This is a genomic window from Saccharospirillum sp. HFRX-2 (assembly GCF_043196805.1).
In the GTDB taxonomy this organism is placed as follows: domain Bacteria; phylum Pseudomonadota; class Gammaproteobacteria; order Pseudomonadales; family Natronospirillaceae; genus Saccharospirillum.
Genome location: NZ_JBEBMU010000001.1, coordinates 1,304,143 through 1,319,995, shown reverse-complemented (window position 1 = coordinate 1,319,995; position 15,853 = coordinate 1,304,143). Strand labels below are relative to the sequence as shown.

The 15,853-nt window shown below is 55.5% G+C and carries 11 protein-coding genes and 1 riboswitch; of the genes, 3 read left to right on the top strand and 8 right to left on the bottom strand.

Translation table 11 applies throughout. The features are described from left to right. The first annotated feature begins 66 nt into the window (after positions 1–66). Positions 67–265: riboswitch (cobalamin riboswitch) on the top strand. A 139-nt stretch (positions 266–404) separates the two neighbouring features. Next, positions 405–2,222 (top strand): TonB-dependent receptor domain-containing protein, encoded by a 1,818-nt coding sequence (locus ABMA60_RS06150; protein WP_392800204.1) that lies wholly within the window; start codon positions 405–407, stop codon positions 2,220–2,222. 24 nt (positions 2,223–2,246) lie between these two features. Here the strand turns inward: ABMA60_RS06150 and holA are convergent, their stop codons facing one another. The 5 genes from holA to ABMA60_RS06125 form a co-directional block, all read right to left on the bottom strand. Beyond that, on the bottom strand, positions 2,247–3,269 hold the full coding sequence (gene holA, locus ABMA60_RS06145) for a DNA polymerase III subunit delta (protein WP_392800202.1): 1,023 nt from the start codon (positions 3,267–3,269) through the stop codon (positions 2,247–2,249). Next, positions 3,269–3,772, bottom strand: a complete 504-nt coding sequence (locus ABMA60_RS06140) for a hypothetical protein (RefSeq protein WP_392800199.1) — start codon at positions 3,770–3,772, stop codon at positions 3,269–3,271. Before ABMA60_RS06140 ends, holA begins: the two co-directional genes overlap by 1 nt. Further along, positions 3,762–6,341, bottom strand: a complete 2,580-nt coding sequence (gene leuS / locus ABMA60_RS06135) for a leucine--tRNA ligase (protein WP_392800196.1) — start codon at positions 6,339–6,341, stop codon at positions 3,762–3,764. Before leuS ends, ABMA60_RS06140 begins: the two co-directional genes overlap by 11 nt. Before the next feature lie 160 nt (positions 6,342–6,501). Then, a complete protein-coding gene (locus ABMA60_RS06130) occupies positions 6,502–7,269 on the bottom strand; it encodes a fructosamine kinase family protein (RefSeq protein ID WP_392800194.1) in 768 nt (255 codons plus the stop codon). Beyond that, positions 7,256–7,819, bottom strand: a complete 564-nt coding sequence (locus ABMA60_RS06125; protein ID WP_392800191.1) for a class I SAM-dependent methyltransferase — start codon at positions 7,817–7,819, stop codon at positions 7,256–7,258. Before ABMA60_RS06125 ends, ABMA60_RS06130 begins: the two co-directional genes overlap by 14 nt. Positions 7,820–8,072: 253 nt before the next feature. Between ABMA60_RS06125 and ABMA60_RS06120 the strand changes: the two genes are divergently transcribed. Then, positions 8,073–10,706 carry an ATP-binding protein gene (locus tag ABMA60_RS06120; RefSeq protein WP_392800189.1) on the top strand — a complete coding sequence of 878 codons (2,634 nt, stop codon included), beginning with the start codon at positions 8,073–8,075 and terminating at the stop codon, positions 10,704–10,706. A 38-nt stretch (positions 10,707–10,744) separates the two neighbouring features. Next, a complete protein-coding gene (locus ABMA60_RS06115) occupies positions 10,745–11,899 on the top strand; it encodes a mechanosensitive ion channel protein MscS (protein WP_392800186.1) in 1,155 nt (384 codons plus the stop codon). Positions 11,900–11,964: 65 nt separating this feature from the next. On the opposite strand, the gene ABMA60_RS06110 is transcribed toward ABMA60_RS06115, so the two are convergent. The 3 genes from ABMA60_RS06110 to glnL form a co-directional block, all read right to left on the bottom strand. Continuing rightward, positions 11,965–13,188, bottom strand: a complete 1,224-nt coding sequence (locus ABMA60_RS06110) for an argininosuccinate synthase (protein WP_392800184.1) — start codon at positions 13,186–13,188, stop codon at positions 11,965–11,967. Positions 13,189–13,314: 126 nt separating this feature from the next. Then, on the bottom strand, positions 13,315–14,742 hold the full coding sequence (ntrC, locus tag ABMA60_RS06105) for a nitrogen regulation protein NR(I) (protein WP_392800181.1): 1,428 nt from the start codon (positions 14,740–14,742) through the stop codon (positions 13,315–13,317). After that, positions 14,729–15,808, bottom strand: coding sequence for a nitrogen regulation protein NR(II) (gene glnL / locus ABMA60_RS06100; protein WP_392800179.1), 1,080 nt, complete (start codon positions 15,806–15,808; stop codon positions 14,729–14,731). Before glnL ends, ntrC begins: the two co-directional genes overlap by 14 nt. Positions 15,809–15,853 lie beyond the last annotated feature (45 nt).

Sequence of the window (15,853 nt, the reverse complement as noted above, 5' to 3'; positions counted from 1 at the left end):
TTCCAGCTCCCCTTTGAAATAACCTTTCACGGCCGATGCACCCGCATCGGCCGCTTGTTTTAGACCACCCCCATCGCTAACATCGCGCTCGACAGAAAGCCGTCGGTGAACGGGAAATCAGTGCAAAGCTGATGCTGCCCCCGCAACGGTAAGAGGTGCGCGACGCAACCAGCCACTGCGATTTATTCGTGGGAAGGCGCCAAGCCCGATAAGCCTGCTTATCACACCTCAAGCCCGGAGACCGGCCGATGGCCTTATGTGTCCAGCACATCGAGTTTTGATGGTGCTGTAACACTCGCTGTTGTTGCGGAGGGCAACAAGGTGGCTACCAGCGTGCATCAACAATGCGCTGCGCTTCTTTGCGCCTTCGTTTATTCAATCATGAATAACGAAAGGAACATTCCATGAAACATTCACTTCTGGCATTGGGATTAATTTCCCTGCCAATCTTCGCTTTGGGTGAAGACAATACGGTGGTGGTGACTGCCAGTCGGTATGAGCAGCCGATTACGAATACATTGGCGGCGGTTACGGTGTTGACTGAGGAAGATATTCAACGCTTTGGTGATAGCAGATTGACTGAAATATTGTCTCGTGTCGTCGGTATTTCCCAAACACCTACAGGCAGTTTAGGTTCTGCTGATTCACTGAAAATCCGAGGTGCCAGCACCAAACAAATGATCGTACTGATCGATGGCGTTCGGGTCGGCAGCGCTACCCTCGGGGGCGTAACACTTTCGGCAATTCCGGTGAATAATATTGAAAGAATCGAAATTGTTAGAGGTCCGGTTTCCAGTCTCTATGGTGCTGATGGCATTGGTGGTGTCATACAAATATTCACTAAAGCACCAACGCCAGAAGAAGAGGATTTATTCGTAGCCGCTGAATACGGCAGCTTTAATCAGCAGCGCTTCAGCACAGGTTTTACCGCCGTAGCGGGGAACACCAGTGCAACAGGTGGCTTCAGTTACCTGACAACGGATGGCTTTGACAGCACCACACTCAACAGCAATGGCAATGAAGACAAGGACGGCTTCGAGCAATGGTCAGCCAATATTGGCGTTGATACTGAACTGAACGAAAACCTTCGATTAGGATTAGCCCATAGCCAATCGTCTGGTGTCGTTCAATATGACAACAATGGCTGCTCCAGCAACTGTGATACTCAGGTTGAAAATGAAACGACCCTAATGACCTCAAGCATCACCCTGAACTACCAGGCAGCCAATAACTGGCAACTTGAAGCTCAGTTGGGAAGACACTGGGACGACCAGTTCGAAAAGGAATATGGTTCGGAAAATACAACAGAACGTTTGTCCTACAGCATTCTGGCCGCAAAAACATTCAATCCCTCACTGAGTGCTAGCTTCGGCACCGATGGGTTGTTCGATAGTATTGACAGCTCAAGCGATTATGACGAGACCGAACGAAATAACTTTGGCTTGTTCGGCCATACGCGCTTCAGCACAGGCGATTTTGCAATAGAAACATCAGCCCGAGTCGATGAGAGCAGCGCCTATGGAACCAAGCCTAGCGGTAATATTGCACTGCTAGCGAACGTCGTTAATGACATAGACGCCATCGTCAGTGCCGGTACGGCCTTCCGCGCCCCCACCTTCGCCGACTTATACAACGCCTATGCACCCTCACCAGATCTGGATCCGGAACAGTCCAGGACGGTCGAGTTGGCCTTACGGGAAATTACCGATATGGGCTACTGGCGCATCAGCCTCTATCAAACTAACTACGATGACTTGATCCAACTTGATCCAAGCCAAAAATACAAGGCCATCAACGTTGCCGAAGCAACAGTGCAGGGCATAGAGGCGGAATGGTCGCGCACTTTTAACAGCGTCGATATGGCCGTTAGCGCCAGCTATATCAATGCCCGAGATGCGGATGACGAAGAGTTGGAGAACATAGCCAGCTGGAGCGGAGATGCTTCATTGGCACGCCATTTCGGAGCTGCTCAAATCAGTGCGGATGTCCAATTGGAAGGTGAGCGAAAATCTGGTGGCAAAACCTTTGACGGCTTCGTTTTGCTTGGCTTAGGAACTCAATATAACTTCGGCAGCCAGGGACAAAGTCGCCTATTCGGTCGCATCGACAATTTGCTGGATACGGACTACACCCTGAACCACACGACCAGCGACTTCGCTGACGACTTCGACTACAACACCCCAGGCCGGACCTTCAAAGTCGGTATCGAATATCACCTCTGATTAATCACCGGTTTTAATCGGTTATTAAAGCGCAGCCGGCACGCGCCCCGGCTGCGCGACTTCACTGATTACCACACTTAATGCATGCCAAGGATCACCAGCGCGGCGGCCTTTGATGGTGGCGTCGATTTCACCGCAACGCACCAGGCAGTGTTGCCAATGCTCAAGGCCGGCACGGCGTATCGCTTGTTGGTAGGGGCCTTGGCGTTTGTCGAAAATACGCAGTCGCTTGAATACCGACTGCAATTGTTGACCGGCCTGTTGCGCTTCGGCCAACTGCACCAGATGACGCAGTTCGCGTGATAACACCCACAGCACAATAGGTGCTTCCACACCTTCGGCAGCCAGCCCTCTCAGCACTCGTTGGCTGCGCGCCAAGTCACCATTTAAAAAGGCGTCGGATAAATCGAAAATATCGAAGCGGGCGCTGTCAGCGACGGACTGAATCACGGTATCGAGATCGATGCTGGTGTTATCGCTGAGCAGCAATAATTTATCAATTTCCTGACGAGCGGCGAGCAGGTTGCCGTCCACTTTATCGGCCAATAATGCCAGCGCATCATCGTCGATGGTCAGCCCCTGAGCTTGCAGTCGCTGACGCAGCCAGGCGGGTAATTGATGGCGTTCTACCGGCCAGATCGGCAGCCACCAGCCTTGGTCGATTACCTGATTAAACCACTTGGCTTTGCTTTGGGCGGCTTCCAAACGCTCCGACTGGACCAACAAAATATTATCGGGATTGGCGTTGGCAGCATAAGCCACCAAGGCTTTGCGACCGTCATCTTTCAGTTTGGCGCTGAGCCGAACTTCCAGCAGTTGACGGTCACCAAACAGCGACATCGATTGATTGGCGTCTTGCAATAAATTCCAGTCAAAGTTGGTGTCGGCATGAAACACCTGGCGTTCATTGATGCCGGCTGCTCGCGCCGCCATGCGCACCTGATCGGCCGCTTCCAGAGTCAACAAGGGCTCATCACCGCTGATCCAGATAATGGCTGGCAGGTTCTGCTGCAGTTGCTGAGTCAGCTGTTGGGCGGTGATTTTCATCAGCGCGACTCCGGCACCCGGTTCAGTTCTGCGTCGGAAATGGCTTCAAGCTGGTCAAGCAAGCGCAAGGCAATACGCTGACGCAGGAAGGATTGGCGTTCGATTCGTGCATCGTCTTCGTCGACTTCCGGGCTCAGGCTCAAACGCGTTTCCGAACGAGTGCGGCGATGATCAATTACCGCCACACCCTGAGCATTCACCAGGCTCCATTCGACCTCAAGCGTCAGCACTTCGGCTTCGCTCAACTCAACGTTGGCATCTTCAACACGATGAATCTGTAACAGAGTATCGGCCGGTCGTTCCGACAGCGCCAAGCCATAGATGGCAAAGATATCGCGGGTGATCAGGTAGAGCTCATCCTGATTACCACTGGCCTGCCACACCAAAGGGCTGAGCCCTTCGGCAAAACGAAACTGGCCTTTCAGCTGATAGCCGCAACCCGTGAGCACTGCGGCCAGCAACACAACCAGAACACTCTGTTTGATCAACGCATTAATTCGCAACGATGTTCACCAACTTGTTGGGCACAACAATCACTTTGCGCACCGTGGCATCGCCGATAAAACGCTGCACATTTTCATCGGCCATGGCGGCGGCTTCGACGCTGGCTTTATCGGCATCGGCCGGCACTTCAACGCGACCACGCACCTTGCCGTTGACCTGCAGCACATAGAGCAGAGTATCTTTGACCAGCGCGCTGTCATCGGCTTGCGGCCAACTGACGTCGAGGATTAAACCGTCGTGGCCCAGTTCGTTCCACAGCACCTGAGTGATGTGCGGCACGATCGGCGCCAAAACCCGTACAGCGGTCTCCAGAGCCTCGCTGATAACGGCACGATCCTGGGCGTCTTTGGCTTCGAACTTGTTCACCGCGTTGAGCAATTCCATCACCTTGGCGATGGCGGTATTAAAGGTTTTGCGCTCACCAAAATCGGCCGTGACACCAACGATGGTTTCGTGGGTTTTACGACGCAGTGTTTTCTGATCGTCGCTGAGTGCCGCCACATCCAGTTTGGCAATATCACCGCCTTCAACCAACTGATGCACAGCGCGCCACAGGCGCTGCAAAAATTTCTGCGCGCCCTGCACGCCTGACTCGGTCCACTCCAGAGTCTGATCCGGCGGCGCAGCAAACATGGAGAACAGACGCAGCGTGTCGGCACCGTATTCTTCAATCGCCTGTTGCGGATCCTTGCCGTTGTTTTTCGACTTGGACATCTTCGCCATGCCGGCGTATTCCACTGGCAAACCGGTGGAAATCTGGCGGCCGCCAATCACCTTGCCTTTATCGTCGCGCTGCGCTTCGACATCAGTCGGCGATACCCAAACGCGGCCTTCATCGCCGACGCGGAACCAGGTTTCCGCCAGCACCATGCCCTGACACAGCAAGTTGGTGAACGGCTCATCGGACTTAACCAGACCTTCATCGCGCATCGCCTTGTAATAGAAACGCGCGTACATCAAATGCATGGTGGCGTGTTCGATGCCGCCGATGTATTGATCGACCGGCAGCCAGTAGTTGGCTTCTTCCGGTTCGATCATGCCGTCGTTGTAATGCGGCGTGGTGTAACGCGCGAAATACCAGGACGATTCCATAAAGGTATCGAAGGTATCAGTTTCGCGTTTGGCCGGTTTGCCAGCCAAGGTGGTGTCTTCAAATTCCGGGTTGTTTTTAATCGGCGAACTGGCGCCGTCAAAGACCACGTCTTCAGGCAACACCACTGGAAATTCGTCGGCCGGTTTGGCTTCGCCATCGACATAAACCATCGGCACCGGCGCGCCCCAATAACGTTGGCGGCTGACACCCCAATCGCGCAGACGGTAGTTGGTGGTGACTTCACCCAACCCTTGCGCGGCTAACCAGTCAGCGATTTTCTTAAAGGCTTCCTGGCTGCTCAGACCATCGAATTCACCGGAATTAACCACCACGCCTTTTTCGGTAAAGGCTTCGGTCGACAAATCGACCTTGGCATCGCTGCCGTCAGCCGGCGCTACGACTTGCTTAATCGGCAAACCGTAAGCCGTGGCGAATTCCCAGTCGCGCTGATCGTGACCAGGCACCGACATCACCGCGCCGCTGCCGTAATCCATCAACACAAAGTTGGCCGACCAGACCGGGATTTCCTCACCGGTGATCGGATGAATGGCAACCAAGCCGGTGGCATGACCTTTCTTTTCCATCGTCGCCATATCGGCTTCGCTGGTGGTCATATGGCGGCATTCTTCAACAAACGCCTGCAGGCTGGGGTTGTCTTTGGCGGCAGCTGTGGTCAGCGGATGGTCCGCCGCCAGCGCCATATAGGTCACGCCCATCAAGGTGTCGGGACGGGTGGTATAGACTTCGACCGACTGGTCGCTGTCTTTCAATTTGAAACGCAAGGTGACGCCCAGGCTGCGGCCGATCCAGTTGCGCTGCATCGCCTTCACTTCTTCCGGCCAGCCCTCGAGCTGGTCGAGTTGCTCCAGCAATTCACCGGCGTAGGCCGTGGTTTTGACGAACCACTGATCCATCTCTTTGCGTTCCACCGGCGTATCACAGCGCCAGCAGCAACCGTCGTGCACCTGTTCGTTGGCCAATACCGTCTGGTCAACCGGACACCAGTTCACCGCCGAGGTTTTCTTGTAAGCCAAACCTTTTTCGACCAGGCGAGTGAAGAACCACTGCTCCCACTTGTAATAGTCCGGTGAGCAGGTCGTGACTTCGCGGCTCCAGTCGTAGGCAAAGCCCAGGGCTTTGAGCTGGCCGCGCATGTGGTCGATGTTTTCATAGGTCCATTTGGCCGGCGCCACACCGTTCTGAATAGCGGCGTTTTCCGCCGGCATGCCGAAGGCGTCCCAGCCCATCGGCTGCAGGACGTTTTTACCCAGCATGCGCTGGTAACGGCTGATTACATCGCCGATGGTGTAGTTGCGAACGTGCCCCATGTGTAGCTTGCCGCTTGGGTAAGGCAGCATCGACAGGCAATAGAATTTCTCTTTGCTCATGTCGACGGTGGCTTTGAACACCTGTTGCTCATTCCAGGTGGTTTGCACCTGGCGTTCAATCGCGGCCGGGGAGTAGTTCGCGTCCATCGGATTCCTGTTGTTCGAGGTCAAAGTTTAAGGTCACTGTTTGGAGTCAAAGCTGAAACGGGTGGCAGGCACACACCCGGACGGCTGAGGATACCCGACCAGCGGGCTTTTTTCGACTGGCAGAACGGTCTGAACAGCCTTGGCGAGGATAAAAACGGCGTCAGCCCAGATAGCGCTCCAGCACAGCCACGACGGCGCCGTGATAGACCGCGCCAAAGAGGTTCAGATGGTTCAGCCAGTGGTACAGATTGTACAGCGCGATGCGCTCATCGAAGCCTGGCGCCAGAGTATTCTCTGCCTGATACGCCCGATAAAACTCAGGCGCAAAACCGCCAAAAGCATGGGTCATCGCCAAATCGGCTTCCGGCCAGCCGTAGTAACAGGCCGGGTCGATCAGCACTGGCACTGCGGCGGCATCGAAAAGCAGATTGCCAGACCACAAATCACCATGCAGTAACACCGGCTTCTGGGCCGGCAACCAATCCGCCAGCTTATCGACCAGACGCTCAGCTGCCTGCACCTCAGCAGCGCTTAACAGACCGGCATCGCGGGCGCGTTGCAGTTGGGGTCGGTAGCGTTGCTGCTGATAGAACTCGACGCCATCAGCACACCAGCGGTTGGTCTGCCGACTGTCACCACAGAAGGTGTCGAGGGAAAAACCAAAACGCTCGGCGCTGATCTGATGCTGCTGCGCAAGCTGGCGTCCGGCTTGCTGCCAACTGGTCGAGCCGGGCTGGCCCAAGGCGATGGCTTCCATCACTAAACGATCGTCCGCCACCGACATCACCTTCGGCACCCGCCAGCCGGCATCCGCCAGAGCTTGCAGGCCGGCGGCCTCGGCGGCGTAAAAACCCTTCGGCGCGGCCTCGTTGTGCTTGACAAGCACTGGCGTGCCATCCGCCAAACGCTGACGTTCAAGCTGGTTCATCGTCCCAATCCCCCGCTTTACGCAGCACCACCACATCCGCCGCCACGGCCTCCAAGGCAGCAGCGCCCAGCCACTGCGCCAGCCAGCGAAAGGTTGCCGGTGCATAGAAAGCGATATGGGTGGGGTCGTGGGTATAGCGCCATTGCTGGAAGGCTGCCTGGTCACGTACCTGCTGGGTTTGAATCACCAGCAAACCTCCGGGCAGCAGTTGTTGCCATAAGCTCGACAACACCTGCGCCGGCTGCGCCAGATGCTCAATCACCTCGGTCAAGGTAATAAAATGAAATCGGCGCTGTAAAACTTCGCTATCCGGCCGATAGAAAAGATCATATAGCGCAACCGGATATCCTGCCTCTTCGAACATCGCAGCCAGAGCAGGGCCGGGCCCGCAGCCGAAGTCCAGCCCTTGATGGCCAGGTGGCATTCGATCGACCACCGCACAAAAAGTGCGGCCCAGGAAGCGCCGATAGCCAGCGTCGTCTAGAGTGTTTTCATGTCGGTCGTATTCAGCCTTTTCCTGAGCTGCCGAAATATGCTGCTGGATGGGCACGCGCACGAGCTGGCAATGTTGGCAACACCAGTAATCACGTTTGCCCCGACGGTGCCAGAGTGACGCCCGTGTTGCACCACACAGCGGACATAGATGCGCCTCTGGGGCTGGAATTGGGTGCTTAATATCAACCATGCTAAGAGTTATTTCCGACAGGTCTAATAAGGCTACCAAGGAGTCCGGTATATACGCCATCACTGCACGCTACCGGTCTGGTTGGCTGACTTGGGGTCAACAAGGGAAACCCGCTATCGTGCCATTACGTTCAGTACGTCGTCTTTGGGTAGTGCTGTGGTTTTTACTCGCTTGCACTGCGTTGCCAACCTTGCTCTGGGCGGAAGAACAAAGCCTGGACACACGCAGCTATTGGTTATCACTGCCTGACGATTGGCAGCCGCAACGACTGGATGCCGAAACCCTGCGCAGCGTCCAGACTGACCTTACCATCAACTGGAATGGCGGTGTCGACTGGCATCTGATGACCTTGCAATCAGACCAGCCCATTCGCCATTTTTTGGACTTCCGGAATTCTTCTGTTATCGGCCTGTTTCATCATTGGGTATTCGATGAAAATGGTCAGCAGGTCGCTGAATTTGAAGGCGGTATTCAAAGCGAAGTCTACAACCCTATTTTTCTACGCCACAGTCGCTTAATTGCCCTGCCGCCGGGTCAGTATCAAATCCTGACTCGACTCGACAGTCCCTTCTATCTGGCTGACCCGGTGCCGCAGATTTTCCCCTTCGATGGCTATTTGAAGTCGATCAAAATCGGCAACGCCATCACTCTGATTGGCATGGGTATCTTTTTCTCGATGGGCGTCTATTACATCGTCCTGGGTTTAAGCCGACGCCGAATAGGCGACTTTTTTTACGCTGTTTTTATCTGGGGTAATTTCGTCTATAACGGCGCTGCCCTGCTGGTGTTTTCCGACCTGTTTCATATCAAGAATTTTTATTTAATCAGCATTCCCATTGTTGCCGCATCCAACCCGGCTTATATCGCCTTCGTCATGGTGTTGCTGAATATCAATCGCTACACCTCGCGCACCTTGACGCGCATCGGGCACGGCATTATCGGGCTGTTAATGGTGTTTTGGGTGATCGCCCTGGTGCAACCGACCTGGTCACTGGAATTGGCGCGTTATGGTGTTGGGCTGTTTGCGCTCTATGGTATCAGCGCGGGCATAACCCGGTTGATACAGGGCAATCGCACCGCGCGTTATTATCTGGTCGCCAACATCGCTTTTTTTATTCCGGGACTGATGTCCATTGCCGTTTCCAGCCTGGCATTTTCCGAAACGCTTTTCGTCGAACACGTCGGGCTCTTTGCCGTCGCCATCGAAGTGATTCTGTTATCGCTGGTCATCAGCCATCAGGTAGGCATGGTCTATCGCGAAAAGGAAGCCGGGCTATTTGCCACTCAGGAAGCATTGCTGGCCGCCAACCAGGCGCTGGAAACCAAGGAACGTTTTCTAGCCAACGTCAGTCACGAATTACGCACGCCTTTAAATGCCATTCAGGGTTCGGTAGAACTGATCGATCAATACAGTTTGCCGACCCGAGTTCAGCGTCATATTCAAGCCATTCATACCTCGTCTAATTTCCTGCTCTATCTGATCAACGACATTCTCGATCTGGCCAAGCTCAACGCTAACCAACTTGATCTGGTCAACGAAGCATTCGATCTCGATGTCGCCATCGACGAACTGGGCGGACTCTATTGCAATGCCTTCAATCGCGACCGAGTTTGCCTGACCATCGATATCGATGCCCGGGTACCTCGGCAATTAACGGGCGATGAAAACCGTATCAAGCAGGTGCTCGCCAACCTGCTCAGCAATGCTTTTAAATTCACCGAGCAGGGTGACATCCGCCTGACCATTCGACCACTGGATAACCAGCACCTGGAATTTCGCGTCAGCGACACCGGCATCGGCATCGATGCCGACAAACTGCGGAGCGTGTTCTCCGCCTTCACCCAGGCCGATGCCTCCATCGCCCGTCGCTATGGTGGCACCGGCCTCGGTCTGCACATTGCTTCGAAACTGGTCAACCTGATGGGCAGTGACCTGGGTGCCGACAGCGAACCCGGCCGTGGCAGTCACTTCTATTTTCAACTGCCCGATATAGGCCCTTTTGCCGAGCCCGCGACCACCGCCCAGCCGCTCGGGTTGATCTATGAAAGTGAAGAACTGGCAACTTTGCTGCGGCAAGATCTAACGCGATTCGGTATGGCACCGGTGGTGCAACTGGCCATCGCCGACCTGCCGGAGCAAAATCTGCCGGCGGTCCAGCTGTGGCTGGTCATCGCCAAGAACTTTGACGCTGTGGTACACGAACGGCTGAGCGACACCGCGGTACCGGTAAAATGGTATGTGCATAACGCCACCGGCTCGGAACACAACAACGACACCATCGATATCGAACTGCTGCCCTACGCCCGCATGAGCCTGGCGCACCTGCTGGAAACGCCGGCGGCGATCGAGCCTCCGGAACAGGTCAATCGACTGCTCAGCCAGATGCAGATCGTGGCCGTCGACGACAACCTGGTGAACCTGAAAGTACTGATGGGCATGTTGCGCCGGCTGAACGTTGACTGCGTTGGTTTCGAACGCCCCGAAGAAGCCATCCGCTACATCGGCTCGAACTTCCCGGATATTGTGCTGATGGACGTGCAAATGCCCATCATCGATGGTCTGGAAGCCACGCGGCACCTGCGTCAGCAAGGCTTTCGCAATCCGGTTATTGCCTTTACCGCCAACGCCTCCGATCATGACCTGGATAACTGCAGCTCGGCTGGCATGAACGATGTGCTGGTCAAGCCCATCAAACTGGAAGAGTTGAAACGCATGTTATTGAAGTGGTCAGACTCGGTCAGCAAGCGCTGACTTCTGACTGGGAAGTAACCTTTGAAAAAGGAAAGTCTATGAACGCTTCGAAGTGGTCACTGATCTGGCCGATGCTGCTGACGTTGCTAGTACCCATGGCCGCCGCCTGGTTTGCTTACCCATCCCACCTGCCGCCCAGCTTCGGTATTTTCCCTCCGGTTCAGGTTCCCGGCACACCGGGTTTTAATCTCATCTATTTCATTGCGGTGTCGGCCGTCGCGCTTTTTATCGCCGCTGTTTATCTCTGGCCAAAACGCCTGGGCTTTCAAGGTGGCCCGGTGCAACCGGCGCCAGCCAGGAAAAATCTGCCCTGGTGGTTCTGGGCCGGCGGTGCGGTGATGCTGTTTTTCTGGTGGCTGATGTGGGCCCGACCACCGGCACTGGGCACTCTGGTTTACTACGCCTTCAGCCCACTGTGGTGGGGTTTTATCGTTATGCTTGATGGCATTAATTATCGGCAGAACGACGGCAAATCATTGCTCGCCACCAAACCGGGTTTGATGCTGTTCAGTGCTTTGACATCGGTCGTCGGCTGGCTGTATTTCGAATTCTATAACTTCTTTGTGCAGTCCAACTGGTATTACCCCAATGGCCATATGGAAGAGCTGCCGCACAGCCTGATCGTGTGCATGTATCTGGTGGCCTACAGCACCGTTTGGCCAGCCATTATGCAGTGGTTCAACTTACTCAACAGCTTTCCCAAACTGGTCGCGCGTTACCAAAATGGCCCCAAGTGGAGCGTCAAAGGCAACAACCTGATCATCTTTGGTGTCATCATTATCGTCCTGCTGGTGTTCTTCCCATTCGGCATGTTCTGGAGCATCTGGATCGGCCCGATGGCAGTGATCATCGGCATGATGCAGCGGCTGAATATTTGGACACCTTTCTCCGCCATGGCCAAAGGAGATTGGTCACCGACGTTGTTGATTGCGCTGGCGTCGATCTGTAATGGTTTCTTTTGGGAATTGTGGAACTATGGCAGTGCCAACCCCGACCTCGGTTACCCCACCAACCCGCATTACTGGAATTATGACGTGCCCTATGTGAACGTCATTCATATCTTTTCCGATATGCCCTTGGTCGGCTATTTCGGTTATTTGCCGTTCGGTTTATTGGTGTGGGTGTTCTTGATTTGGGCGGGCAAGTTAGTCGGTAAAAACACCGACCTCTACCTGCACGATCATTCCAACTGATGCCAACCTAGTGTGCATAAAAAAGGGCCGCAATAGCGGCCCTTTTTACGGTTTGATCCCGCTGTTTATTTCAGCGGGCTGCGACCTTTGCTGGCGGCAATGCGCATGCGCAGGGCGTTCAGTTTGATAAAGCCTTCGGCGTCTTTCTGGTTATAGGCGCCAGCGTCGTCTTCGAAGGTGGCGATGCTTTCATCGAACAGGCTGTCGTCGGACTGGCGACCGGCGATGATGACGTTGCCTTTGTAGAGTTTGACGCGAACCTTGCCGTTCACGCGCTCCTGAGAGGCGTCGATCATTTCCTGCAACATGCGCCGTTCCGGGCTCCACCAGTAGCCGTTGTAAATCACTTCGGCGTACTTGGGCATCAGTTCGTCTTTGAGGTGCGCGACTTCGCGATCCAGGGTGATCGATTCGATGGCCCGGTGCGCCTTGAGCATGATGGTGCCTCCGGGCGTTTCGTAACAACCACGGGACTTCATGCCGACGTAACGGTTTTCGACGATGTCCAGACGACCAACGCCATTATCACCACCAACCTTGTTCAGGTAGGCCAGTACCTCGGCCGGGCTCATGGCTTTGCCATCGATGGCGACGATGTCGCCTTTCTCGTAGCTCAGTTCCAGGTAAGTCGGGCTATCCGGTGCTGCTTCCGGGCTGACCGACCAGCGCCACATATCTTCCTCGGCTTCGGCCCAGGGATCTTCCAAAATGCCGCCTTCGTAGGAAATGTGCAGCAGGTTGGCGTCCATGGAGTACGGCGATTTTTTGCCTTTCTTGTTGAAGTCGACCGGGATGGAATGCTCTTCGCAATAGGCCATCAGTTTTTCGCGCGAGTTCAGGTTCCATTCGCGCCAAGGAGCGATGACTTTCACGCCGGGTTTCAGCGCGTAGGCGCCGAGTTCAAAACGCACCTGGTCGTTGCCTTTACCGGTAGCGCCGTGCGCGATGGCATCGGCACCGGTTTCGTTGGCGATTTCGATAAGGCGTTTGGCGATCAGCGGACGGGCGATGGAGGTGCCCAGCAGATATTCGCCTTCGTAAATGGTGTTGGCGCGGAACATCGGATAGACGTAATCGCGCACGAATTCTTCGCGCAGGTCGTCGATGTAGATTTCTTTAATGCCCAAGGCTTTGGCTTTGGCGCGCGCCGGTTCGACTTCTTCACCCTGGCCGATATCGGCCGTAAAGGTGACGACCTCGCAGTGATAGGTTTCCTGAATCCATTTGGCAATGACGGAGGTGTCGAGGCCACCGGAGTAGGCCAGAACGACCTTCTTGATATCGGACATGATTGCTCCCAGGGCTATAAAGGCGGTAAGAAAGGCGCCCTATTCTACGGCCTTGGCGGGCTGGCCTCCAGTGCATTCCCAGCAAGAGTGCATGCCACTGGAGGCGTTCCTAGATGTAACCAGTGCTCAGTCGTCTTCTTCGACCGGCGCTTCCATCTCCATGTCCAGTTCTTTGATCTTGCGGGTCAGTGTATTGCGGCCCCAGCCGAGCAGTTCGGCGGCATCGCGACGGCGGCCGGCGGTATGCTTGAGTGCAGTTTCGATCATGATGCGTTCGAAACTGGGCACGGCGTTATCGAGCAAACGGCGTTCGCCGCGCGCCAGTTCACGATCGGCCCAGTTGCGCAGCGCCTGTTCCCAGTTTTCGCTGGCCACCGGCGCCTGGGTTTCATCAAGCAGTTCCGGCGGCAGGTCTGAGACCAGCACTTCACGACCGGAGGCCATCACGGTGATCCAGCGGCAGGTGTTTTCCAACTGGCGGACGTTGCCCGGCCAATCGAGGCGGCTCAAATAGGTTTCGGTTTCCGGACGCAGGGATTTCGGCTCCACATCCAGCTCTTCGGCGGCTTTATGCAGGAAGAATTCGAGCAGGCGCGGAATGTCTTCACGACGATCGGCCAGACGCGGCAGATGGATACGGATGACATTCAGGCGGTGGAATAAGTCTTCTCGGAAACGGCCTTCTTTAACCAGGTTTTCCAGATTCTGGTGCGTCGCCGCGATGATGCGCACATCGACTTTCACGGCGGTGTGACCACCGACTCGGTAGAACTCGCCATCGGCCAGCACACGCAACAAACGAGTTTGGGTTTCGGACGGCATATCGCCGATTTCATCGAGGAAGAGCGTGCCGCCGTCGGCCTGTTCGAAGCGACCCCGACGCTGGCCCTGCGCGCCGGTAAAGGCGCCTTTTTCATGACCGAACAATTCCGATTCCATCAAATCGCGCGGGATGGCGGCCATGTTCAAGGCGATAAAGGGGCTGTCGCGACGCGGGCTGTGACGATGCAGCGCGTGCGCCACCAGTTCTTTACCGGTGCCCGATTCGCCGTTGATCAACACCGTAATATTCGATTGCGACAGCCGGCCGATGGCGCGAAACACTTCCTGCATCGCCGGCGCTTCACCGATGATTTCGGTGTTACCTAAGGCCGGCGCTGGCTCGGCCGACGCCTGCTTTTGGCGGGTGTGCTCGATGGCACGCTCGACCAGGGAAACGGCTTCTTCGACATCAAACGGCTTGGGCAGATATTCGAAAGCGCCGCCCTGGAAAGACGCCACGGCGCTGTCCAGGTCGGAATGGGCGGTCATGATGATGACCGGCACCTGAGGATGATGATCGTGAATGCGGCTGAGCAGCTCCAGACCGTCGATGCCTTCCATGCGCACGTCGCTGATGATGGCATCGGGCGGATCCTGGTCGATCTTGCGCAGCAGCGCTTCACCGGTTTCAAAGCTGCGGCTGTCGATGCCCTGCTTTTCAAAGGCTCGCTCCAGTACCCAGCGAATCGACCGATCATCGTCGACGATCCAGACGCGATTAAGACTGCTCATTGAGCCCCTCCAAAGGTAAATAGACGCTAAAACGAGTCGAACCCGGTACTGAATCGCACTCAATAACGCCCGCGTGATAATTGATAATCTGCTGGGCGATGGACAGTCCCAGCCCAGTGCCCGATGGCCGTCCCGAAATCATCGGGTAAAAAATCTTCTCCAACATTTCCGGCGGAATGCCCGGACCGTTGTCCAGCACATCCAGCCGCACCACCAGTCGATAACGATGCTGACGGATGGTGAATTGCCGCACCGTGCGTGTGCGCAAGGTAATGGTCGGCTTAACGATGTCGTTTTCCAGCAGCGCCTGCAGGGCGTTGCGGGCAATGTTCAACACCGCCTGTATCAGCTGCGCTTCGTCGGCTTCCATATCCGGAATGCTGGGGTCGTAATCACGCACCAGTTCAATCCGGTCGCCACTTTCCACGTTCAGCAGCGAATAGACGCGCTCGGCAATCTGGTGAATATTGACCGGCATCTTGTTCGGCACCTGATGACTGCCCAACATCCGATCCACCAAATTGCGCAGCCGGTCGGCCTCCTCAATGATCACCTGGGTGTATTCCTGCAAGGAGGCATCGGGCAATTCACTGGCCAGCAATTGCGCCGCGCCGCGAATACCGCCCAAGGGATTTTTGATTTCATGCGCCACACCACGCACCAGATGGCGAGTGGTTTCGGTCTGTTCGATCAATCCCTCATCGCGGCTGATACGCATGGCACGATCGGCCGGCAACATCTCGACGATCAGGTGTAACTGCTCGTCTTCCATATAGGGCGTCACCATGAAATCGAGCGTCATGGCTTCGCGGTGCACCAACTGCCACTGCGCCGAGCGCACCGACAAGGTGGTACCTTCATCAACCGCCGACATCAGCACTTCCCGAATCTCAGTCGGGTTCACAAAGAGTGCATAGAAGGGCTGGCCGAGCACCTGCTTGCCCGAACGGATAAGCAATAACTCCGCCGACGGGTTGACGTGTTCAACAATCAGCTTGTCGTCCAGCTGGATGACAGCGGTGAACTGGTGATCCACCAACTGGCGAAAAAAATCGGTGTCTGGCACAAAAAAATTCCTGTGGATCCAAGTGCGCTCGCGAGCCGCAGGCAG

Coding starts and splice junctions, on each gene's coding strand:
- ABMA60_RS06150 (WP_392800204.1), top strand. CDS start 405: ATGAAACATTCACTTCTGGCATTGGGATTAATTTCCCTGCCAATCTTC.
- holA (WP_392800202.1), bottom strand. CDS start 3,269: ATGAAAATCACCGCCCAACAGCTGACTCAGCAACTGCAGCAGAACCTG.
- leuS (WP_392800196.1), bottom strand. CDS start 6,341: ATGGACGCGAACTACTCCCCGGCCGCGATTGAACGCCAGGTGCAAACC.
- ABMA60_RS06130 (WP_392800194.1), bottom strand. CDS start 7,269: ATGAACCAGCTTGAACGTCAGCGTTTGGCGGATGGCACGCCAGTGCTT.
- ABMA60_RS06115 (WP_392800186.1), top strand. CDS start 10,745: ATGAACGCTTCGAAGTGGTCACTGATCTGGCCGATGCTGCTGACGTTG.
- ABMA60_RS06110 (WP_392800184.1), bottom strand. CDS start 13,188: ATGTCCGATATCAAGAAGGTCGTTCTGGCCTACTCCGGTGGCCTCGAC.
- ntrC (WP_392800181.1), bottom strand. CDS start 14,742: ATGAGCAGTCTTAATCGCGTCTGGATCGTCGACGATGATCGGTCGATT.